Source organism: Actinoplanes sp. CA-252034, from assembly GCF_050956125.1.
Classification (GTDB): Bacteria; Actinomycetota; Actinomycetes; order Mycobacteriales; family Micromonosporaceae; genus Actinoplanes.
Map to the genome: position 1 here is coordinate 8,884,572 of NZ_CP191846.1, position 17,668 is coordinate 8,902,239.

The following is a 17,668-nucleotide window of genomic DNA, read 5'->3' on the forward strand; positions in this document are numbered from 1 at the left end:
GCACCCGGTGGTGCGAGATCGCGGTCTCGGTGGCCACGACCAGCAAACGGTCGATACTGGGCACGCTCCCAGAAACAGTGCGGAAGCGCTTTCCCAACGTGCTATAAAAGCGACAGCCAGGGCCGATCGGGTACGACCGCGGCCGGCGTGAGCGGGGCGAGGCGTCGCACACGGGGGGATGCCTCGCCCTTTCCCGCCCCCTACCGGCCGTCCTCTGCTTTCACAGCTCCCCGCGCCTCGCCCCGGCGGCCGCGTTTCGGCCGGGACCCGCGGCTCCTCCCCGCGCGGATGCCACGGGAGGAGTGGCTGCGGTCGGGGGCGGCGGGCGGCGTACCGGAAAACGGGTTTGGGATCTGTGGTTCGCGGAACGATGGGTGGTATGGCCTATGTGAATCCGGCGGGGGAGTTCACCCGCGATCAGCGGTACATCGCCACCCGGATCACCGAGGACGGGCGCGACGGTTTTGCGGTCGAGGCGGGGCGGTATCGGCTCGTGGTGGCGCGGGCGTGCCCCTGGGCCAATCGGGCGATCATCGTGCGGCGATTGCTGGGCTTGGAGGACGCGCTGTCGATGGGCGTCTGCGGGCCGACGCACGACGAACGGAGCTGGACGTTCGATCTCGATCCGGGCGGGCGCGATCCGGTGCTCGGGATCGAACGGCTGCGCGACGCTTTCCTGGCCCGTTTCCCGGATTACGACAAGGGTGTCACCGTTCCCACGATCGTGGACGTGACCAGCGGAAAGGTCGTCACCAACGACTTCGCGCAGATCACCCTCGACCTTTCGCTGGAGTGGACGCGATTCCACCGGCCGGGCGCGCCCGAGCTCTATCCACCACATCTGCGGGACGAGATCGACGCGGTGAACGAGAGCGTCTTCGCCGACGTGAACAACGGCGTCTACCGGGCCGGATTCGCGGGCACCCAGGAGGCATACGAGAAGGCGTACGACCGGTTGTTCGCCCGCCTCGACCAATTGTCGCAGCGCCTTTCCCGCCGGCGTTACCTCGTCGGCGACACGATCACCGAGGCCGACGTCCGCCTGTTCACGACACTGGCCCGATTCGACGCCGTCTACCACGGCCATTTCAAGTGCAACCGGAACAAGCTGAGCGAGATGCCGGTGCTGTGGGCGTACGCGCGGGATCTGTTCCAGACGCCGGGCTTCGGGGACACGATCGATTTCGTGCACATCAAACGCCATTACTACGAGGTGCACCGCGACATCAACCCGAGCGGCGTCGTCCCGGCCGGCCCGGACCTGCGGGGCTGGCTGACCCCGCACGGCCGTGAGTCGCTGGGCGGCCGTCCCTTCGGCGACGGCACTCCCCCACCCCCGCCGGCCCTGGCCGAGACGGTCCCGGCGTCACACTCCGTCGAGCAGGTCGCGCAGTAGGGCGCTCAGCTGTGCGCTCTTCTCCGGGGTGAGGTGGGCCAGGAGACGCTGCTGCTCGGCGAGGCCGGCGGCGACCGCCTCGTCGGCGATGACGTGACCGCGTGGGGTGAGGCGGACCAGGATGCCCCGGCGGTCGTCGGGATCGGGTGAGCGGGCGACCAGGCCGGCCTTCTCCAGGCGGTCGAGCCGGGCCGTGGTGCCGCCGGTGCTGAGCATCATCGAGGCGGCCAGTGCGCCCGGGGAGAGCTGGAACGGCTCACCGGAGCGACGGAGCGTGGCCAGGACGTCGAAGTCGGCGCGCGCTATGCCGAAGCGGGCGTAGGCGCGCTCGGTGGCATCGCCCGCCAGGCGGGATAGGCGGTAGATGCGTCCGAAAACGCCCATGGCGTCGGTGTCCAGGTCGGGGCGTTCGCGGGCCCACTGGGCGAGGATCCGGTCGATGTCGTCGGTCACGTTCCCCATTCTCTTGATGACAAGCTTCTCGGCAAAGTTTATCTTTACGTCGAGATACTTTATGTCGAGGGAGTTGGGTCTGATGCGGATTCTGCTGGTCACCGCCCTCACACCGGTGCTGTGGGGGACGACCTATGCGGTCACCACCGAGTTCCTGCCACCCGGCCGGCCGTTGCTGAGCGGGATGTTGCGGGCGCTACCGGCCGGCCTCGTGCTGCTCGCCCTCACCCGCGAGCTGCCGCGCGGCGCCTGGTGGTGGAAGGCGGCAGTGCTCGGGGCGCTCAACATCGGCTTCTTCTTCGCACTGCTCTTCGTCACGGCCTACCGGCTGCCGGGCGGGATGGCGGCGGTCCTCGGGGCGGTGCAGCCGCTGCTCGTGGCCGGCCTCAGCGTGCTCCTGCTGGGTGAGCGCGTCGCCGGGCGTACCATCGCCGCGGGTCTGATCGGGGTGGCCGGCGTCTCCCTCGCCGTGCTGACCGCTTCCGCCCACCTGGACCCGATCGGAGTGATCGCCGGCCTCGCCGGCGCCGGATCGATGGCGCTCGGCCTCGTCCTCACCAAGCGATGGGGCCGCCCCGGCGTGTCGTTGCTGACGGTGACCGGCTGGCAGCTCACGGCGGGAGGCCTGCTGCTGGTCCCGGTCACCCTCCTGGCGGAGGGCCCGATTCCCTCCCTGTCGGTGACAAACCTCGGGGGGTACGCCTACCTGAGCCTGATCGGGACGGCGCTGGCCTACACGCTCTGGTTCCGCGGGCTGGACCGACTGCCGGCGTCGCGGGTGTCGCTGCTCAGCCTCTTCGCGCCGCTCACCGCCACGGTGGTCGGCTGGGCCGCGCTCGGCCAGACACTGACGCCGGTGCAGCTGGCCGGGATGACGCTCGCCTTCGGCGCCGTCGTCTGGGGCCAGTCAGTGCATGTCCGCCGTCGTCACGACACGCTTGGCGTAACCGCCGCGGGCCGCCCGCAACATGGCACGGCCCACCTCGTCGGTGGAGGTGACGTAGCGCGGCGCGACCCGGCGGACGAGCGGGACCAGCGGCGCGATGATCGTGTAGGCGGTGTCATACCACCCCGTCTTCGACCGGACGCCGTGCGTCGGCTGGATGAAACCGGGACGGAAGGCGAAGCCGTTGCGGAACATCTCCATGATCTCCCGCTCCGTCCGGGCCTTGACCCGCGACCACATCAGACGGCTCTCCGGGTCGGTGCCCTCGCCGGAGACGTAGACGAAGGTGAGATCGTCGCCGAGCGGGGCCAGCGTGCGGGCCGCCGCCATCGGGAGGTCGTAGGACACCCGGGTGTAGGCGGCCTCGTCCATCCCCACCGATGACACGCCCAGGCAGTAGAAGCAGGCGTCGTAGCCGGTCAGCTCACCGGCGATCGGGCTGAGGTCGGCGAGATCGGCCAGGATGACCTCGCGCAGCTTCGGATGCTCGACGCCGGTCGGGCTGCGGGTCACCACCAGGACCCGGGTCACGTCCGGCGCGAGCAGGCACTCCCGCAACACGCCCTGACCCACCATCCCGGTGGCGCCGAACACGATCACCCTCATGTCATCAGTGTGCCGCGTGCGGGGGCGGAAAACGTCGTACCCCGGGCCTAGGGTCGTCGTGTGCCCGTTGAACGATGGTCCGTCGCCCAGGTCGAGGCGCTCGCGCCCGACCCGGCCTCGCTGCGCAACGCGCGCGGAGCCGCCGGCCGGTTCTCCGCCACCGGCCGGACCGGCGACGTCCTGTGGGGACTGTGCCGGGGCTATCAGGTCGCCGCCGACCTGGCCGGGCCGGCCTTCAAGTGCTCCTGCCCGAGTCGCAAGATCCCCTGCAAACATGTTCTCGGCCTGCTGCTGCACTGGTCCGCCTCGGGAGTCTCGTCCGATCCGACCCCCGAGTTCGTCACCGCGTGGCAGAGCGCCCGGGCAGCCCGCACGGCCCGTGCGGTGGCGTCCGCGCCCGATCCGGTGGCCGCGGCCAAACGTGCCCGGGGCCGCGCCGACCGCGTCGCCGGCGGCATGGCCGAGCTGCGGCGGTGGCTCGACGACCAGATCGATCAGGGTCTGGCCGGGGCCGGGCGGGCCGGGCCACAGCCGTTCGAGGCGATGGCGGCCCGGCTCGTCGACGCGCAGGCCCCGGGTGCGGCCGGTGCGGTCCGGCGGCTCGGCGGCTTCGCCGGTGTCGGGCCGCAGTGGGCCGACCGGCTGCTCGGCGAGCTGGCACTGCTACGGCTGCTGGTCAGCGGCCACACCCGGCTCGGCTCGCTCGATCCGGGGCTCGCGGCCACCGTGCGTTCCCGCATCGGCTTCCCCACCCCCGCCGAGGAGGTGCTGGCCGGGCCACGGGTCACCGACCGCTGGCAGATCCTCGGGCGGGTCGAGACCGACGAGGGCTCCCTGACCAGCCGGCGCACCTGGCTGCACGGCGCCGGTGGACGGTTCGCGTTGATCCTGTCCTTCGCGGCGCCCGGCCGGCCGCTTCCCGCCGACCTCGTCCCGGGCACCGAGTTCCGCGGCGACCTGTGCTTCCATCCGGGCGCGGCGCCACTGCGGGCGCTGGTCGCCGAGCAGGTCTCCGCGGCCGAGCCGTTCGGCTCCCCCGACGGCGCCGGCACCATCCGGGAGGGTCTCACCCGGTGGGCGTCCCTCCTGGCCGCCGACCCGTGGCGGTTCGACGCCCCGATGCTCCTCTCCTCGGTGCGTCCCACAGCCGACGGTCACCTCGTCGACGCGGACGGCTCGGCCCTGCCACTCGCGCCGGGCCACCGGGAGCCGTGGTGGCTGCTCGCCGCAGTCGGAGCCATGCCCGCCACCGTCGCCGTCGAGTGGTCCCCGGCCGGCTTGAGGCCCCTCGCGGCCTGGGTCGACGGGCGATTCGTGCCCGCCGCGCCGCCGATGCCGGATTCGTCCGTGCGACGGGTGGCCGAGCTGCCGCCGGAGCTGTTGACGGCCGCCCTGGTCGGCACCGGCCGCCGCCCGTGGTCGGCGGAGTCACTGCAGGTGGGCCCGCTGACGGTGAGCCTCGGCGCCGCCGGCCCGGCCACCCTCAGCGCCGCCGGCCCGGCCACTCGCGGCGCCGCTGGCACGGCCACCCTCGCCGCCTCAACCGCCCTCGGCGGGCCCACTGCTCCTGCCGAGCCGACCGTGCTCGACCAACCCGCGGGCCTCGCCGAGCCGATCGCTCACCCCGAACCCGCCGGCCTCGCGAAACCGATCGGGCTTGCGAGACCCGCCGGCCTGGCCGAGCCGATCTCTCACGCCGAACCCGCCGGCCTTGCGAAGCCGGCCGGGCTCGCCGAGCCGGCCGAGCGTGGCGATTCGTCGATTCCCGGGGTGCCGGGTGCGCGCTCCTTCCCCGAGGACGGCCCCGCGGCGGCTCTTCTGGAGGCGGCGGCGGTGGCGCTGATCTGCCGCCGGGCCGGGACGGAGCCGGAGACGGGCCGGGTTCCGCTGGTGGTCGCGCCACCCGAGACCGACGAACCCCTTCCGCCCGCCGCCGGGGCACGGCTGGCGCGGATCCTGGGCGGTGGCGTGCCCGGTGGCGGCCACCACGAGCAGGAAATACTGGCCCAGTGGCTGACCGCGGCCGCCGCCCGGGGCGGCATCGTGCCGCCGGTGATCCTGCCCGAGTTGCTGGACGCGGGCCGTCGCATCACCGCGGTGCGAGCCGACGTGGCCCGGGTCGCCGGGCGGCGCGGGGCCTGGCTGGCCGGGCAGCGCGCCGACTGGCGCTGGCTGCTGAACGAGGCGGCGCCCGTACTGGCCGGCGACTGGACCACCGCGACCACCACCGAGCGCCTCGGTCACCTGGCGGCGCTGCGCGCAAGCGATCCAGGGCGGGCCCGTGAACTGCTGGAGAGCACCTGGGACGAGGAGTCCTCGGAGAACCGGGCGCGGTTCCTCGGCACGTTCGGACCGGGCCTGTCCCTCGCCGACGAACCCCTGCTGGAACGCGCCCTCGACGACCGGCGCAAGGAGGTTCGGGAGGCCGCGATCGACCTGCTGCGCACACTGCCCGGAGCGGCTCTCGGCCGGCGGATGGCGGCCCGCGCCCTGGCTGCGGTCCGGCTCGACGCATCCGGCCGGCTGATCGTCGACCCACCGGCCGAGCTCGACCGTGACCTGGGGCGTGACGGCGTCGGCGCCACACCGGTGCGCGGGGTCGGCATCGGGGCCTGGCTCCTCGAAGAGGTCGTCGCCGGCACACCCCTCGACACCTGGACTGGGCCTTCCAACGCGGCCGGAGAGTCGGTCGGCGGTTCGGCCACGGCCGGAGACTCGGCCGAGCGGCACGGCGGGCGGCCGGGCAACGCGGACCCGGCCGGAGCCACCGCCGAGCGGCACGACGAACGGCCGGGCAACGCGGACCCAGCCGGAGCCCACACCGAGCGGCACGACAAGCGGCCGGGCAACGCGGACCCAGCCGGAGCCACCGCCGAGCGGCACGACGAACGGCCGGGCATCGCGGACCTGGACGGGGCTCGGCCGGATGGTTCGCGGCCGGCCGGATCGGCCGGGGACGGCCTCGGGCCGGCCGACTGGCTCGCGCTGGCGCGCGGGCATGACTGGGCCAATCCGCTGCTGCACGGGTGGGCCAAGGCGGCCGTCGTGCAGCGGGACTCGCGGTGGGCTTCGGCACTGCTGACCGCGGACAACGGGATTCTGCGGGAGGCCGTTCGGTGGGACCTGCACCTGGTGCTCCCGCCGGACGTGCTGGCCCGGCTGGCGACCGCGGCGCTGCGGTCGGAGGACGGTTCGGCGCAGCGGCTGCTCGGGCTGCATCCGGGTCCGTGGCCGGACGCGCTGACCGTCGCCGTCCTCGAGGCGGTGGAACGACGGGCCCGCACCGACAGGCACACGTGGCAACTCGGCGAGCTCTGCCGGGCGGCGGGACTGGCCATGCCACCCGGATACGCCGACCTGGCCGGGCGACTGGCCGTACGCCTCGATCAGCTGGTCGACCCGACCCGGGTGCGCCCGGTGGCCGAGCTGGCCCGCACCCTCACCTTCCGCCACGAGATGCTTCAGGAGCTGCAATGAACGACGGCACCATCCCGACGGCCGGTGAGCAGGACGTGGCCGCTCAGCAGGACGTGGCCGGTCAGCGCGGCTCGGCGGGTGAGCAGAGCTCGGCCGGTCAGCGCGGCTCGGCGGGTGAGCAGGGCTCGGCCGGTGCGCTGCGGCCGCACGCCGAGGACGAGTATGCCGAAGAGCTGGCTCTGCTCGCGGCGGCCGACGACCGGCCACGGCCGCCCGGCTGGCGGCTGTCACCACAGGCCGTGGTCACCTATCTGCTGGGCGACGGCGCGAAGGTGACCCCGAAATACGTGGGGCCGCGGCGGCTCATGGAGGTGGCCGTCTCCACTCTGGCCACCGACCGGGCGCTGCTGCTGCTCGGGGTTCCGGGCACCGCGAAGACGTGGGTGTCCGAGCATCTGGCGGCGGCGATCTCCGGCGACTCGACACTGCTCGTGCAGGGCACGGCGGGCACGGCCGAGGAGGCGATCCGCTACGGGTGGAACTATGCCCGCCTGCTCGCCGAGGGCCCGACCGATGCGGCGCTGGTGCCGAGCCCGGTCATGCGGGCCATGCGGACCGGTTCGATCGTCCGCATCGAGGAGCTGACCCGGGTGCCGTCCGACGTGCAGGACGCGCTGATCACCGTGCTGTCCGAGAAGGCGCTGCCGGTTCCCGAGCTGAACACCGAGGTCCAGGCGCGGCGCGGTTTCAATCTGATCGCCACCGCCAACGACCGGGACCGCGGGGTCAACGAGCTGTCCAGCGCGCTGCGCCGCCGGTTCAACACGGTCGTGTTGCCGATGCCGGCCAGCGCCGACGACGAGGTGGAGATCGTCGCGCGGCGGGTCGCCCAGCTCGGGAGGGCTCTGGAGCTGCCGGAGGTGCCGGCGGCGCTGGAGGAGATCCGCCGGGTGGTGACGGTCTTCCGGGAGCTGCGGTCCGGGATGACGGAGGACGGGCGTACCACCTTGAAGTCGCCGACCGGGACCCTCTCGACCGCCGAGGCCATCTCGGTGGTGACGAACGGGATGGCGCTCGCCGCCCACTTCGGTGACGGCACGCTGCACCCCGGCGACATGGCGGCCGGCATCGTCGGCGCCGTGATCAAGGATCCGGTGTCCGACGGCGTCGTCTGGCGGGAGTATCTGGAGACGGTGGTCCGGGAGCGACCCGGCTGGCTCGACTTCTACCGGGCCGCCCGCGATGCCTGAGCGGATCTACGGGATCCGGCATCACGGGCCCGGTTCGGCGCGTGCGGTGGTGCGCGAGCTCGACGCGCATCCGCCGGAGGTGCTGCTGATCGAGGGGCCGCCGGAGGCCGACGATCTGGTCCGGTGGGCGTCGGACGGCGGCCTGGAACCGCCGGTCGCGCTGCTCGGCTACGCCGTCGACGACCCGGGGAAGGCGGCGTTCTGGCCGTTCGCGGTCTTCTCACCGGAATGGCAGGCCATCCGGTGGGCGGTCCGGCGCGGCGTCCGCGTCCGTTTCTTCGACCTTCCGTACGGCTACCGCGTCGCGCCTGCAGCGGACACCTCCACGCCTCCCCCACCGTCGCCGGCTCCTCCTCACCCGACGTCTTCCGCGCGGCTGTCCCCGCCGCAGGAAGGAGCGGCGACCGACGGGGCCTCGACCGCGAAGGGGACGGCTCGAAGCCCGGACGAACCAGGGTCGGGAGAGCCGGCCGGGGACGGTGGGCCCGGGGACGGCGGGCCCGGGGACGGTGTGCCCGGGAGCGCCGGTGACCTCGTGCCGGCTGCGGACACGGGGCCGGTGCGGCCGGTGGATCCGATCGCGGAGTTGGCGGCCGCCGCCGGGTACGACGATCCGGAACGCTGGTGGGAGGACGTCGTCGAGCATCGGGGGATGCCGGTGTTCGAGGCGATCGCCGAGGCCATGGCCGCCATCCGGGAGCATGCGCCGGAGGATCCCGACGATCTGGCGCGCGAGGCGTACATGCGATCGGTGCTGCGGGAGGAGCGGCGCAGGCACGAGGACATCGCCGTGGTGTGCGGGGCGTGGCACGTGCCGGCGCTGACCCGGAAGGTGGCGGTCAAGGACGACACCGCGCTGCTCAAGGGGCGGCGTAAGGGCAGGGTGGCGTTCACCTGGGTGCCGTGGACCTACGGGCGGCTCGCGTCGTGGTCCGGGTACGGGGCCGGGGTCCGGTCGCCGGGCTGGTATCACCACCTCTTCACCACCGGGGACGACGTGGTCGCCCGCTGGCTGGTGGACGCGGCCGGCGTGCTGCGGGCCGAGGGGGTGCCCACGTCGTCGGCGCACGTGATCGAGGCCGTACGCCTCGCCGAGGCCCTGGCCACGATGCGCGGGCGACCGCTGGCCGGGCTGGCCGAGGTGACCGAGGCCGCGGAGGCGGTGATGTGTGACGGTGAGCCGCTGCGATCGGAGCTGATCGCCCGCAGGCTGGTCGTCGGGGAGCGTCTCGGCACCGTGCCCGACGACATGCCGGCCGTGCCGCTGGTCCGGGACCTGACCGCGCAGCAGCGGTCGTTGCGGCTCAAGCCGGAGGCCGCCGAGCGAGCCCTCGACCTGGACCTGCGGCAGGACACCGACCTGCGACGGAGCCGCCTGCTGCACCGGCTGACGGTTCTCGCGGTGCCGTGGGGCCGGCGGGCGCCGGGCCGTCGCGGGACCGGGACGTTCCGGGAGGAGTGGCGGCTGGCGTGGCAGCCGGAGTTCGCCGTCCGGCTGGTCGAGGGCAGCATGTGGGGCACGACCGTGGTGGCGGCGGCGACCGCCCGGGTCACCCGGAACGCCCGGGAGGCGTCGACCCTGGCGGAGGTGACGGCGCTGGTGGAGACGTGCCTGCTGGCGGATCTCGCCGGGGCGTACCCTTCGGTGCTCGCCGCTCTGGACACGCGCGCCGCCCTGGACGCCGACGTGCATCACCTGATGGCGGCGATCCCGGCGCTGGCCAGGACGTTGCGGTACGGCGACGTCCGCCGGACCGACGTGGCCGGGCTGGCGACGGTGACCGCGAGTCTGCTGGGCCGGGTGTGTGCGGCGCTGCCGTCGGCGGCCGGTTCGCTCTCCGACGAGGCGGCACGGCAGCTGCGGGACGGCATGGACGGGGTGCATCAGGCGGTCGGGCTGCTCGCCGACGAGTCGTTGCGGGAGCGCTGGCTCGGCACGATCGGGTCGCTGGCGGCCCGGCCGGGGCTGCACGGGCTTCCGGCGGGCCGGCTGACCAGGCTGCTGCTGGACGCCGGGCGGCTGGACGGCGCCGAGGTGCGGCGGAGGCTGCGCCTGCCGTTGACCGTCGGTGCCGCGCCGGCGCACGCGGCGGCCTGGGTGGAGGGCTTCCTGTCCGGCGGCGGCCTGCTGCTGGTCCACGACGAGGCGCTGTTGTCGCTGGTGGACGAGTGGCTGGCGGACATCCCGGCGGACGCGTTCGATGCCGTGCTGCCGCTGTTGCGACGTACGTTCGGCGGGTTCGACCCCGGCGAGCGGCGGGCCATCGGCGAACGGATCGCCGGGGGTCCGACGGCACGGACGGGGCTGGTGGTGGCCCTCGACGCCGAACGGGCGGCGGCACCGCTGGCGACGCTTGGCGCGCTGCTCGGCCGCCGTTTGACGGCAGACCCGGTCGCGGCGCGGTGATCGCGAAACGCGCCGTGGGCGGAAGGGGCGCGGCGACGAACGGCGGTGCGGATCGTGTGGCGGGCCTGGTGGAAGGAGGGGTGGCGGTGGGGGACGTGAGTGAGCGGGACACGGCCGCGGAGCGGCGCCGGCGGTGGCGGCTGGTGCTCGGCGGGGCGGCGGACGAGCCGCTCGGCAGGGCCGAAGGGCGGGACGGGGCGATGGACGCCGCGATGGCCGCGCTCTACGACGCCGGGGACGCCGACGATCGGCAGGCGAGACGGTCGGCGGGGCTTGGCGGCTCGGCGCCCAGGGTGGCGCGCTGGCTCGGCGACATCCGGGAGTACTTTCCGGGCACCGTGGTGCAGGTGATGCAGGCCGACGCGATCGAGCGGCTGGACCTGACCCGGCTGCTGCTCGAACCGGAGATGCTGGCCGCCGTCGAGCCGGACGTGCACCTGGTGGGCACTCTGCTCTCGCTGAACCGGGTGATGCCGGACGCCGCCCGGGAGACGGCGCGACAGGTGGTCCGTACCGTCGTGGAGGAATTGGAGCGCCGCATCGCGCAACCGACCCGCACCGCGGTGACCGGCGCTCTGAGCCGGGCCGCCCGGATCAGCCGGCCGCGGCATGCGGACATCGACTGGGACCGGACGATCCGCGCGAACCTGCGGCACTATCTGCCGGAGCACCGGACGGTGATCCCGGAACGGCTCGTGGGGTACGGGCGGCGCGGCGCCGCGGTGCAGCGGGACGTGGTGCTCTGCGTGGACCAGTCCGGTTCGATGGCCGCGTCGGTGGTGTTCGCCGGGGTGTTCGCGGCGGTGCTGGCGTCGATGCGGTCGCTGCGCACGTCGCTCGTGGTGTTCGACACCGCCGTGGTGGACCTGACCGATCAGCTGGCCGATCCGGTGGAGGTGCTGTTCGGCACGCAGCTGGGCGGCGGCACCGACATCAACCGGGCTATCGCCTACGCGCAGCAGCTGATCACGCGACCACGGGACAGCATCTTCGTGCTGATCAGCGACCTGTACGAGGGCGGGGTCCGGGACGAGATGCTGCGCCGCGTGGCCGAGATGACGGCGGCGGGTGTGCAGGTGGTGGCGCTGCTGGCTCTCTCCGACGAGGGCGCGCCGGCCTATGACCACGAGAACGCGGCTGCTCTGGCGGCGCTGGGGGTTCCGGCGTTCGCGTGCACTCCGGACGCGTTCCCGGATCTGATGGCGGCGGCGATCGAGCGCCGTGACCTGCGGGCCTTCGCCGAACGTCTCGGCACCGCTTGAGCCGGTCGGCAGATGTAACTACCGTAGTGGGTATGAGTGCTTACCTGAAGAACCCTGAGGTGTACCAGGAGAGTTGGGACCGCCAGCAGGAAGCCTTCATGCCGGACCGGGAGGAGCGGTTCGCGGCGATGCTCAACGCCGTCGGCGCGGTCACCGGTGGCGAGCCACCGCGACTGCTCGATCTGGCCGGCGGCACCGGCACGATCTCATTGCGTACGCTGGCGCGCTTCCCCGGTGCGCGGGTCACCCTCGTCGATCAGGACCCGGTGCTGCTGACGATCGCCGGATCGTCGCTGCGGGACCGGGCGACCGTGATCGACGCCGATCTGGGCGAGCCCGGGTGGCGGGCCAAGCTGCCGCCGGAGCCGTTCGACGCGGTGCTGACCGCGACGGCGCTGCACTGGCTGCCGGCCGAGCGGGTCGCCGCACTGTATGCGGAGATCCGGGAGGTGCTGCGGCCGGGTGGACTGTTCGCGAACGCCGACCACATGGAGGACGAGGGCCTGCCGGAGCTGTCCCGGCAACTGCTCGACCACGCCCGGGCCCGGCGGGAGGCACGCTATGCGACCGGTGCGGCCACCTCCTGGCCACAGTGGTGGGCGCTGGCGGCGGCCGACGAGCAGTTGGCATCGAAGGCGGTCGAGCGCGAGCGGATCTACCCGTCCGACCGGCACGGTCAGGAGTGGATTCCGCCGGCGTCCTGGCACGTCGAGACGCTGCGTGCGGCCGGTTTCCGCGAGGCGGGCGTCATCTGGCGCGGCGGCACCGACGCGGCGGTGGCCGGCCTCCGCTGATCAGGGTGCGGCGGGTGGGCGGTCAGTCCAGCGCAGGAAGCGCTCGAAGAGCTCGGAGGCGGGCGTCTGGGGCATGTCCCGGGCGGCCTCCTCCAGGTGATTCCACATGAGGACGGCCAGTTCGACCCGCCCGTTGGCCCCGGCCAGCCGCTCACGCGCCGGGTCGCACGGCCAGGGCCGGCCGCAGGCGAGGCAGTCCCACGACGGCCGGGCGGGTTGGTGATCCGCCTGGTCGCCGGTCACGTGCCGTCACCTCCCGCCTGCGGGGCACGATGAACGGCTCCGGGTCCGCCCGCCCTGGCACCCGTGTCCACACGATGCGCGCGCAGGAGCCCCCGGTCAACCGCTCGACGAGGGCCTCGCCGGTCCGGGTGACGCCCGGCAGAGGCATCGGCACCCGTCGTTCCGGTCCGGTCACCGAGGGTTCCCCCTGGCGGAGGACTTTCCGGGGGTACGACCGGAGCGCTCCGACGAAAGGATGACGCGATGCCGACAGTGCCCGTCGATGAGCCGAAACCCGCCCGATATGTACCTTTCTTTGGGAGCATGGGGCGAGACGACCGGCCCGGGGACGTGACATGGCCTACGACGAGCACCACGACCACGACGAATACCCGGCCTCCGAAGGTGGCCTCTACACCTCCGCGTCAGCGACCGACCCGGATCGTGCGGCACGGCATCGCCGGCGACTCGTGGCCGGGGTCGCCGGAGCCCTGGTGGCACTGGCCGGCGCCGGGTTCCTGGTCACGCAGCTGATGAACGAGCAGCAGCCGAGCCTTCCCGAACCGGCCGCGCTCGCCCCGCAGACCACACCGGTGACGGCCGGATCCACTCCGGAGGAGACGGGGCCGGTCACCCGTACCCCCAAGGTCACCAGGCATGCCGCACCGGTCGAGCGCAGCCCGGCGCCGTCGATCGAAGCGAGCCGTGAGGCGAGCCCCGACGAGGCCGAGGTCCGCGCCTCGGCCGCCCTCGACGAGCTGCGCGAACGTCTGCGCCTCACCGAGCGGACCAAGGTCACCGAGCAGCCGTACGAGGACGGCGCGATGCAGGTCGTCAGCTTCTGGCGGGATGCCACCGGGGGCTCTCTGCTGCAGCGCGCGAAGGACGACGGCACGCCGGCCGGGAACGGGGTCCGCTGCACGACCGAGATCCGCAACGGGCCCGACCGGGATCCGGCCCGGCCGGCGACCCTGATGTGCTGGCGCACGTCGGCGACCCGCAGCGTGGTCGTCGTCTCCTCCGCCACACCGGCGGGCGCGGAAGCCGTCTCCACCGCCGTCTCCCTGATCCAGAGCGAGTGGCCGAGGACGGACTGACCACGCCCCGCCGCCCGATGCCGGCGGCCCGGGCCGGGCCGACCCGCCGCCGAGACCAGCGGCCCGCGCCGAGCTCACCCGCGTGAACGCGAACCGCGGCGGGACCCGAAGGGGTCCCGCCGCGGTCATTCGGAGCGGATCGGTCAGGCGACGAACTCGCCGCTGGTGGCGCCCAGGATCGCGGTGCTCGCCGGAACGACCACGCGGTAGGTCTGGCCCTGCATCAGGCCGGTCAGCGTGGCGCGGGCCGGGGAGACCGGCGCGGTGTACGAGCCGACCTTGCGCCAGACGCCGGCGATCTTCTGCTGGACCTCGGTGGCCCGGCCGGCCGCGCCGGTCAGGGTGAGCTGCGCCTGGCCCCAGCCGCCCGGGACGACGGTGACCGCGGCACGGACCTTCCAGCTGACCTTCGCCGAGGTCGCGGCCTCGTTGGTCGCGGTGGCGGCGGCCTTCAGGACGACCTCGTAGGAGCCCTTGCCGGGACGGTCCACCCGCACGGCGCCGGCGGCGTCGGTGACGGCGTCGGTGCACTGCTGCGCGGCGCCGGCCTCGGTCACGCAGACCGAGACGGACTTGCGGGACCACACCTGGGTGCCGGTCTTGACCGTGAACGTGGTGCTGGTCGCGGTGCCGTGGACGACCTCGCCACCGGTGGTGTCCGCGGTGATGACCGGAACGGCCTTGATCGGAGCGCCGGTGGCCGGCGGGGTGGTGGGAGCGGTCGTCGGGGCCTTGGTCACGGGCGGCGTGGTGGGCGCCGTGGTCGGGGCCTTGGTGGGCGGCGTGGTGGGAGCGGTGGTCGGGGCCTTCGTGGGCGGCGTGGTCGGCGCGGTCGCGGCCGGGGTCAGGGCGTTCAGGGCGGCGAGCGCGTCGATGCGGCCGCTGCCGAAGTCGTTGTCGAACCCGGCGGCGCCCAGGTCGACGGCCGACTTCTTCAGGGTGGCCTCGATCTGGTCCGGCGTCAGCGAGCTCTGGTAGCCCTTGAGCAGCGCGGCCACTGCGGCGACGTGCGGCGACGCCATCGAGGTGCCGCTCATCGTCTTGTACTGGCCGTTCGGGGCCAGGCTGAGGATGTCGGTGCCGGGCGCGGAGACGTCGACGTAGTTGCCGGCGTTCGAGTAGACGCCGACCCGGTCGTTGGTGTCGGTCGCGCCGACCCCGATGACACCGGCGTCCGCGGCCGGGTACGACGTGGGGCTGCCCTGCTGACGGGCGTTGCCGGCGGCGGCGACGACGGTCACGCCCTTGCTGCGGGCGTACGAGATGGCGGTGGTCACCGCGGCGACCTGCTGGGTGCCGCCGAGCGACATGTTGATCACCTGGGCGCCGTGGTCGGCGGCCCACGTGATGCCCTGCGCGGTGTCCGACATGTTGCCGCTGCCGTTGTCGCCCAGCACCTTCACCGGCATGATCTTGACGTCCGGCGCGACACCGGAGACACCGACAGCGTTACCGGTGACGGCGGCGATGGTGCCGGCCACGTGGGTGCCGTGCCCGTGCCGGTCGGTGGTGGTGCCCTCCCGGTCGGTGGTCGCGTCGAAACCGGTGACCATGTTGGCGGCCAGGTCCGGGTGGGTGCCGTCGACACCGCTGTCGATCACCGCGACGATCACGCCGGCGCCGGTCGACTTCTGCCAGGCCTCCACCGTACGGATCTTCGGGATGCCCCACTGCTGCGCGCGCTGCGGGTCCGAGCCGGTGGGGGCGCCGAGGGCGTACACCGGGGCGTCCATCTCCACGCCGACCGCGCCGTCCGTCTGCTGCGCCGCCTCGACCAGCTTGATCGCGGAAGCCTTGTCCGTCGCCTCCTTGACCGTGACGACCGGCCGGCCGTCGGAGTCGATCGTGGTGGAGACGACCCGGGCCGGCTGCGCCTCGGTGACCGTCGCCGGGACGATCGTCTCCGCGGCGGCGGTCAGACCGTAGGTGACCGGGGCCCAGTCCGCCGAGCCGTTCGGAAGCGCGAGAACCCCGACCGCGGCGAGCGCACCCGCAGCGACGGCACCGACGGCGTAGTTACGGATCTGAACCTTCATCAACTGATTCCCCCTGGTTTGGCTGGCTACGAGAACCAGATTCGGCGTCGGGGGTTGCAGAGGCGGTTGACGAGATGTTGCACATCAGGAGCGGCCGCCGGGGCCGCTCCTGATGGGTTCGATCGGTCACCGGCGACCACGCTTGAGCAGTCGCCGGGCGGCGGCTACTCACCAGGCGGCGGTTACGAGGTGGGCGGCGGTTACGAGGTGGGGCGGCCGCCCTTTCCGGCATAGCCGGCGATGCCGAGCGCCCGGGCGGCGTCACGCAGCAACGCACCGTGGCGCTCGATGACGGGGATGGCCCCTCCGCGAGCGCCCGCACCGACGGGTCGTTCGCCTTCTCCCGCTGTTTCTCGAGCATGCGCAGCGTCTCCCGGTGACCGGACAGCTGGGTGGAGACGAAGTACTCGTCGAAGGTGTCCTTCGGCGCCAGCTCATACCGGCGGTGCAGCGCCCTGCCCTCCTCGCTGGTGCCGTCCGGCAGGCGTACGAGGAGGGCGCGCGCCGTCTGGTACACCTCGAAGTCCAGCTTGATGTGGTCCACCATCAGCGCCGCGGCCACCTTCTTCACGGTCGGTGAGGTCGTCTTGGTCCAGGCCAGCCGGCCGGCCGAGATCTCCGCGAGGTTCGCCTGGTGCGCGGCTTTCAGGAAGGTGACGTCCGGTGCCCGTGGTGCGGCGGCTCGAGCCGGCACGGGAGTCAGGAGCAGGGCGCCGATCACCCAGATGACGGCCATGGCTCTACGAAACAGCACGGATTCTCCTCAGTCAGCAGTTTCTACCTTTATGGAGGATATGAGCGATTCCTCATCTTTGTTGATCTTTCGGGCTGAGGTTCACGCCCGGGCTCCCGGGGGTCCGTACCTGGCCTCCCACACAACTCTCAGCTTGTTCTCTCAGGGATTTGACACGTTTTGTCGGGCGCGTTGGAAGCATGGGATTTCGGGTCCGCCTCACGATCCAGCGGACTGAACAGCCGAAACAAGGGGACAGACGATGACCATGCATGACGACGACCGATCCGGCGACGACGGCGCCCGCATGGCCCCGAGGGCGCTCGTCCGCCCGAGGAGATCTCGCCTCAGGACAGTCGCCGGCGTGGCCGGCCTGGCCGTGGTCCTCGGTGGTGGCGCCTTCGCGATCACGAGCGCACTCACCGGCGAGGACGAGGTCGATCCGCGCGACGTGACCGCGATCGACCGGCCTGCCGAAGCACCGCGGGCGAGCGAATCGGCATCCGGAGCCGCACCCATGTCGGCCGGCGTCACGGGAGGGGCAGCGGAGGCGGTGAACCCGCCGGGAGCCGAGCCCACGAAGAGCGCATCGACCGAGCAGCAGATCAAGGAGACCCGGGAGAAGGCCGCCAAGGACGGATTCCCGGTCCGCCGGGCCCGCACCCCCGGGCCCGACGCGGCGACGCCGGTCGGTGAGGTCACCGAGACCAGGGAGGGGCCGTTGAAGGACGGCAGCAACTTCCGCATCGTCTCGGCGAGATACGACCTCACCGGTCAGCGCGAGCTGCTGTGGCTCGGCGACGACGGGCGGAAGGTGGGCGACGCGCGGTGCACGCAGAACTTCCGGTTCAGCAACAACACCGCGGCGAAGGAGAGGCCGACGATGATGGTCTGCTGGCGGACCTCGGCCGGCAAGAGCGTCGTCGTGGTCGCGGTCACGCCGAAGGGCCGGCCCGATGCCGAGGGGACGGTGGCGAAGGTCGACGGGCAATGGGCTGCGATGGGCTGACCGAAAAGGAACAGCGGCCCGGTGCCGAAGCACCGGGCCG

The 17,668-nt window shown here is 73.0% G+C and carries 13 protein-coding genes and 1 pseudogene; 9 read left to right on the top strand and 5 right to left on the bottom strand.

The genetic code is table 11. The features are described from left to right. Positions 1–379 precede the first annotated feature (379 nt). Positions 380–1,396, top strand: a complete 1,017-nt coding sequence (locus tag ACQPZW_RS40265; RefSeq protein ID WP_433791294.1) for a glutathione S-transferase family protein — start codon at positions 380–382, stop codon at positions 1,394–1,396. Here ACQPZW_RS40265 and ACQPZW_RS40270 read toward each other — a convergent pair. Next, the gene (locus ACQPZW_RS40270; protein WP_433791295.1) at positions 1,367–1,858 is read right to left on the bottom strand and encodes a MarR family winged helix-turn-helix transcriptional regulator; all 492 of its coding nucleotides are present in this window, start codon (positions 1,856–1,858) and stop codon (positions 1,367–1,369) included. The two genes, ACQPZW_RS40265 and ACQPZW_RS40270, sit on opposite strands and share 30 nt — an antisense overlap. A gap of 73 nt (positions 1,859–1,931) precedes the next feature. Here ACQPZW_RS40270 and ACQPZW_RS40275 point away from each other — a divergent pair. Next, positions 1,932–2,687 (top strand): annotated as a pseudogene (locus tag ACQPZW_RS40275) (EamA family transporter); the annotation flags it as partial. 69 nt (positions 2,688–2,756) lie between these two features. Here ACQPZW_RS40275 and ACQPZW_RS40280 read toward each other — a convergent pair. Next, the gene (locus tag ACQPZW_RS40280) at positions 2,757–3,401 is read right to left on the bottom strand and encodes an NAD-dependent epimerase/dehydratase family protein (RefSeq protein ID WP_433791296.1); all 645 of its coding nucleotides are present in this window, start codon (positions 3,399–3,401) and stop codon (positions 2,757–2,759) included. 60 nt (positions 3,402–3,461) lie between these two features. Between ACQPZW_RS40280 and ACQPZW_RS40285 the strand changes: the two genes are divergently transcribed. From ACQPZW_RS40285 to ACQPZW_RS40305, 5 genes are all read left to right on the top strand, one after another. Beyond that, on the top strand, positions 3,462–6,878 hold the full coding sequence (locus tag ACQPZW_RS40285; protein ID WP_433791297.1) for a DUF5691 domain-containing protein: 3,417 nt from the start codon (positions 3,462–3,464) through the stop codon (positions 6,876–6,878). Beyond that, positions 6,875–8,068, top strand: a complete 1,194-nt coding sequence (locus tag ACQPZW_RS40290; protein WP_433791298.1) for an ATP-binding protein — start codon at positions 6,875–6,877, stop codon at positions 8,066–8,068. Before ACQPZW_RS40285 ends, ACQPZW_RS40290 begins: the two co-directional genes overlap by 4 nt. Further along, positions 8,061–10,475 carry a DUF5682 family protein gene (locus ACQPZW_RS40295; RefSeq protein ID WP_433791299.1) on the top strand — a complete coding sequence of 805 codons (2,415 nt, stop codon included), beginning with the start codon at positions 8,061–8,063 and terminating at the stop codon, positions 10,473–10,475. The genes ACQPZW_RS40290 and ACQPZW_RS40295 overlap by 8 nt, the downstream gene beginning before the upstream one ends. Before the next feature lie 95 nt (positions 10,476–10,570). Further along, positions 10,571–11,737: a VWA domain-containing protein gene (locus ACQPZW_RS40300; protein WP_433791300.1), complete on the top strand. Its 1,167-nt coding sequence runs from the start codon at positions 10,571–10,573 to the stop codon at positions 11,735–11,737. Between the two features lie 32 nt (positions 11,738–11,769). Next, positions 11,770–12,531: a class I SAM-dependent methyltransferase gene (locus ACQPZW_RS40305; protein ID WP_433791301.1), complete on the top strand. Its 762-nt coding sequence runs from the start codon at positions 11,770–11,772 to the stop codon at positions 12,529–12,531. Here the strand turns inward: ACQPZW_RS40305 and ACQPZW_RS40310 are convergent, their stop codons facing one another. Next, a complete protein-coding gene (locus tag ACQPZW_RS40310) occupies positions 12,532–12,774 on the bottom strand; it encodes a hypothetical protein (RefSeq protein WP_433791302.1) in 243 nt (80 codons plus the stop codon). Between the two features lie 335 nt (positions 12,775–13,109). Here ACQPZW_RS40310 and ACQPZW_RS40315 point away from each other — a divergent pair, with 335 nt between their 5' ends. Further along, a complete protein-coding gene (locus ACQPZW_RS40315; RefSeq protein WP_433791303.1) occupies positions 13,110–13,850 on the top strand; it encodes a hypothetical protein in 741 nt (246 codons plus the stop codon). Between the two features lie 143 nt (positions 13,851–13,993). On the opposite strand, the gene ACQPZW_RS40320 is transcribed toward ACQPZW_RS40315, so the two are convergent. Next, on the bottom strand, positions 13,994–15,886 hold the full coding sequence (locus ACQPZW_RS40320) for a S8 family peptidase (protein WP_433791304.1): 1,893 nt from the start codon (positions 15,884–15,886) through the stop codon (positions 13,994–13,996). Beyond that, a complete protein-coding gene (locus ACQPZW_RS40325; protein WP_433791305.1) occupies positions 15,867–16,607 on the bottom strand; it encodes a DUF4142 domain-containing protein in 741 nt (246 codons plus the stop codon). Before ACQPZW_RS40325 ends, ACQPZW_RS40320 begins: the two co-directional genes overlap by 20 nt. A gap of 274 nt (positions 16,608–16,881) precedes the next feature. Here ACQPZW_RS40325 and ACQPZW_RS40330 point away from each other — a divergent pair, with 274 nt between their 5' ends. After that, the gene (locus ACQPZW_RS40330; RefSeq protein WP_433791306.1) at positions 16,882–17,628 is read left to right on the top strand and encodes a hypothetical protein; all 747 of its coding nucleotides are present in this window, start codon (positions 16,882–16,884) and stop codon (positions 17,626–17,628) included. The last annotated feature ends 40 nt before the right edge of the window (positions 17,629–17,668 follow it).

Bases quoted from the DNA above. Each gene is read 5' to 3' on its own strand.
- ACQPZW_RS40280 (WP_433791296.1), bottom strand. From the start codon at position 3,401: ATGAGGGTGATCGTGTTCGGCGCCACCGGGATGGTGGGTCAGGGCGTG.
- ACQPZW_RS40320 (WP_433791304.1), bottom strand. From the start codon at position 15,886: ATGAAGGTTCAGATCCGTAACTACGCCGTCGGTGCCGTCGCTGCGGGT.
- ACQPZW_RS40290 (WP_433791298.1), top strand. From the start codon at position 6,875: ATGAACGACGGCACCATCCCGACGGCCGGTGAGCAGGACGTGGCCGCT.
- ACQPZW_RS40295 (WP_433791299.1), top strand. From the start codon at position 8,061: ATGCCTGAGCGGATCTACGGGATCCGGCATCACGGGCCCGGTTCGGCG.
- ACQPZW_RS40305 (WP_433791301.1), top strand. From the start codon at position 11,770: ATGAGTGCTTACCTGAAGAACCCTGAGGTGTACCAGGAGAGTTGGGAC.
- ACQPZW_RS40270 (WP_433791295.1), bottom strand. From the start codon at position 1,858: ATGGGGAACGTGACCGACGACATCGACCGGATCCTCGCCCAGTGGGCC.
- ACQPZW_RS40265 (WP_433791294.1), top strand. From the start codon at position 380: ATGGCCTATGTGAATCCGGCGGGGGAGTTCACCCGCGATCAGCGGTAC.
- ACQPZW_RS40330 (WP_433791306.1), top strand. From the start codon at position 16,882: ATGACCATGCATGACGACGACCGATCCGGCGACGACGGCGCCCGCATG.
- ACQPZW_RS40315 (WP_433791303.1), top strand. From the start codon at position 13,110: ATGGCCTACGACGAGCACCACGACCACGACGAATACCCGGCCTCCGAA.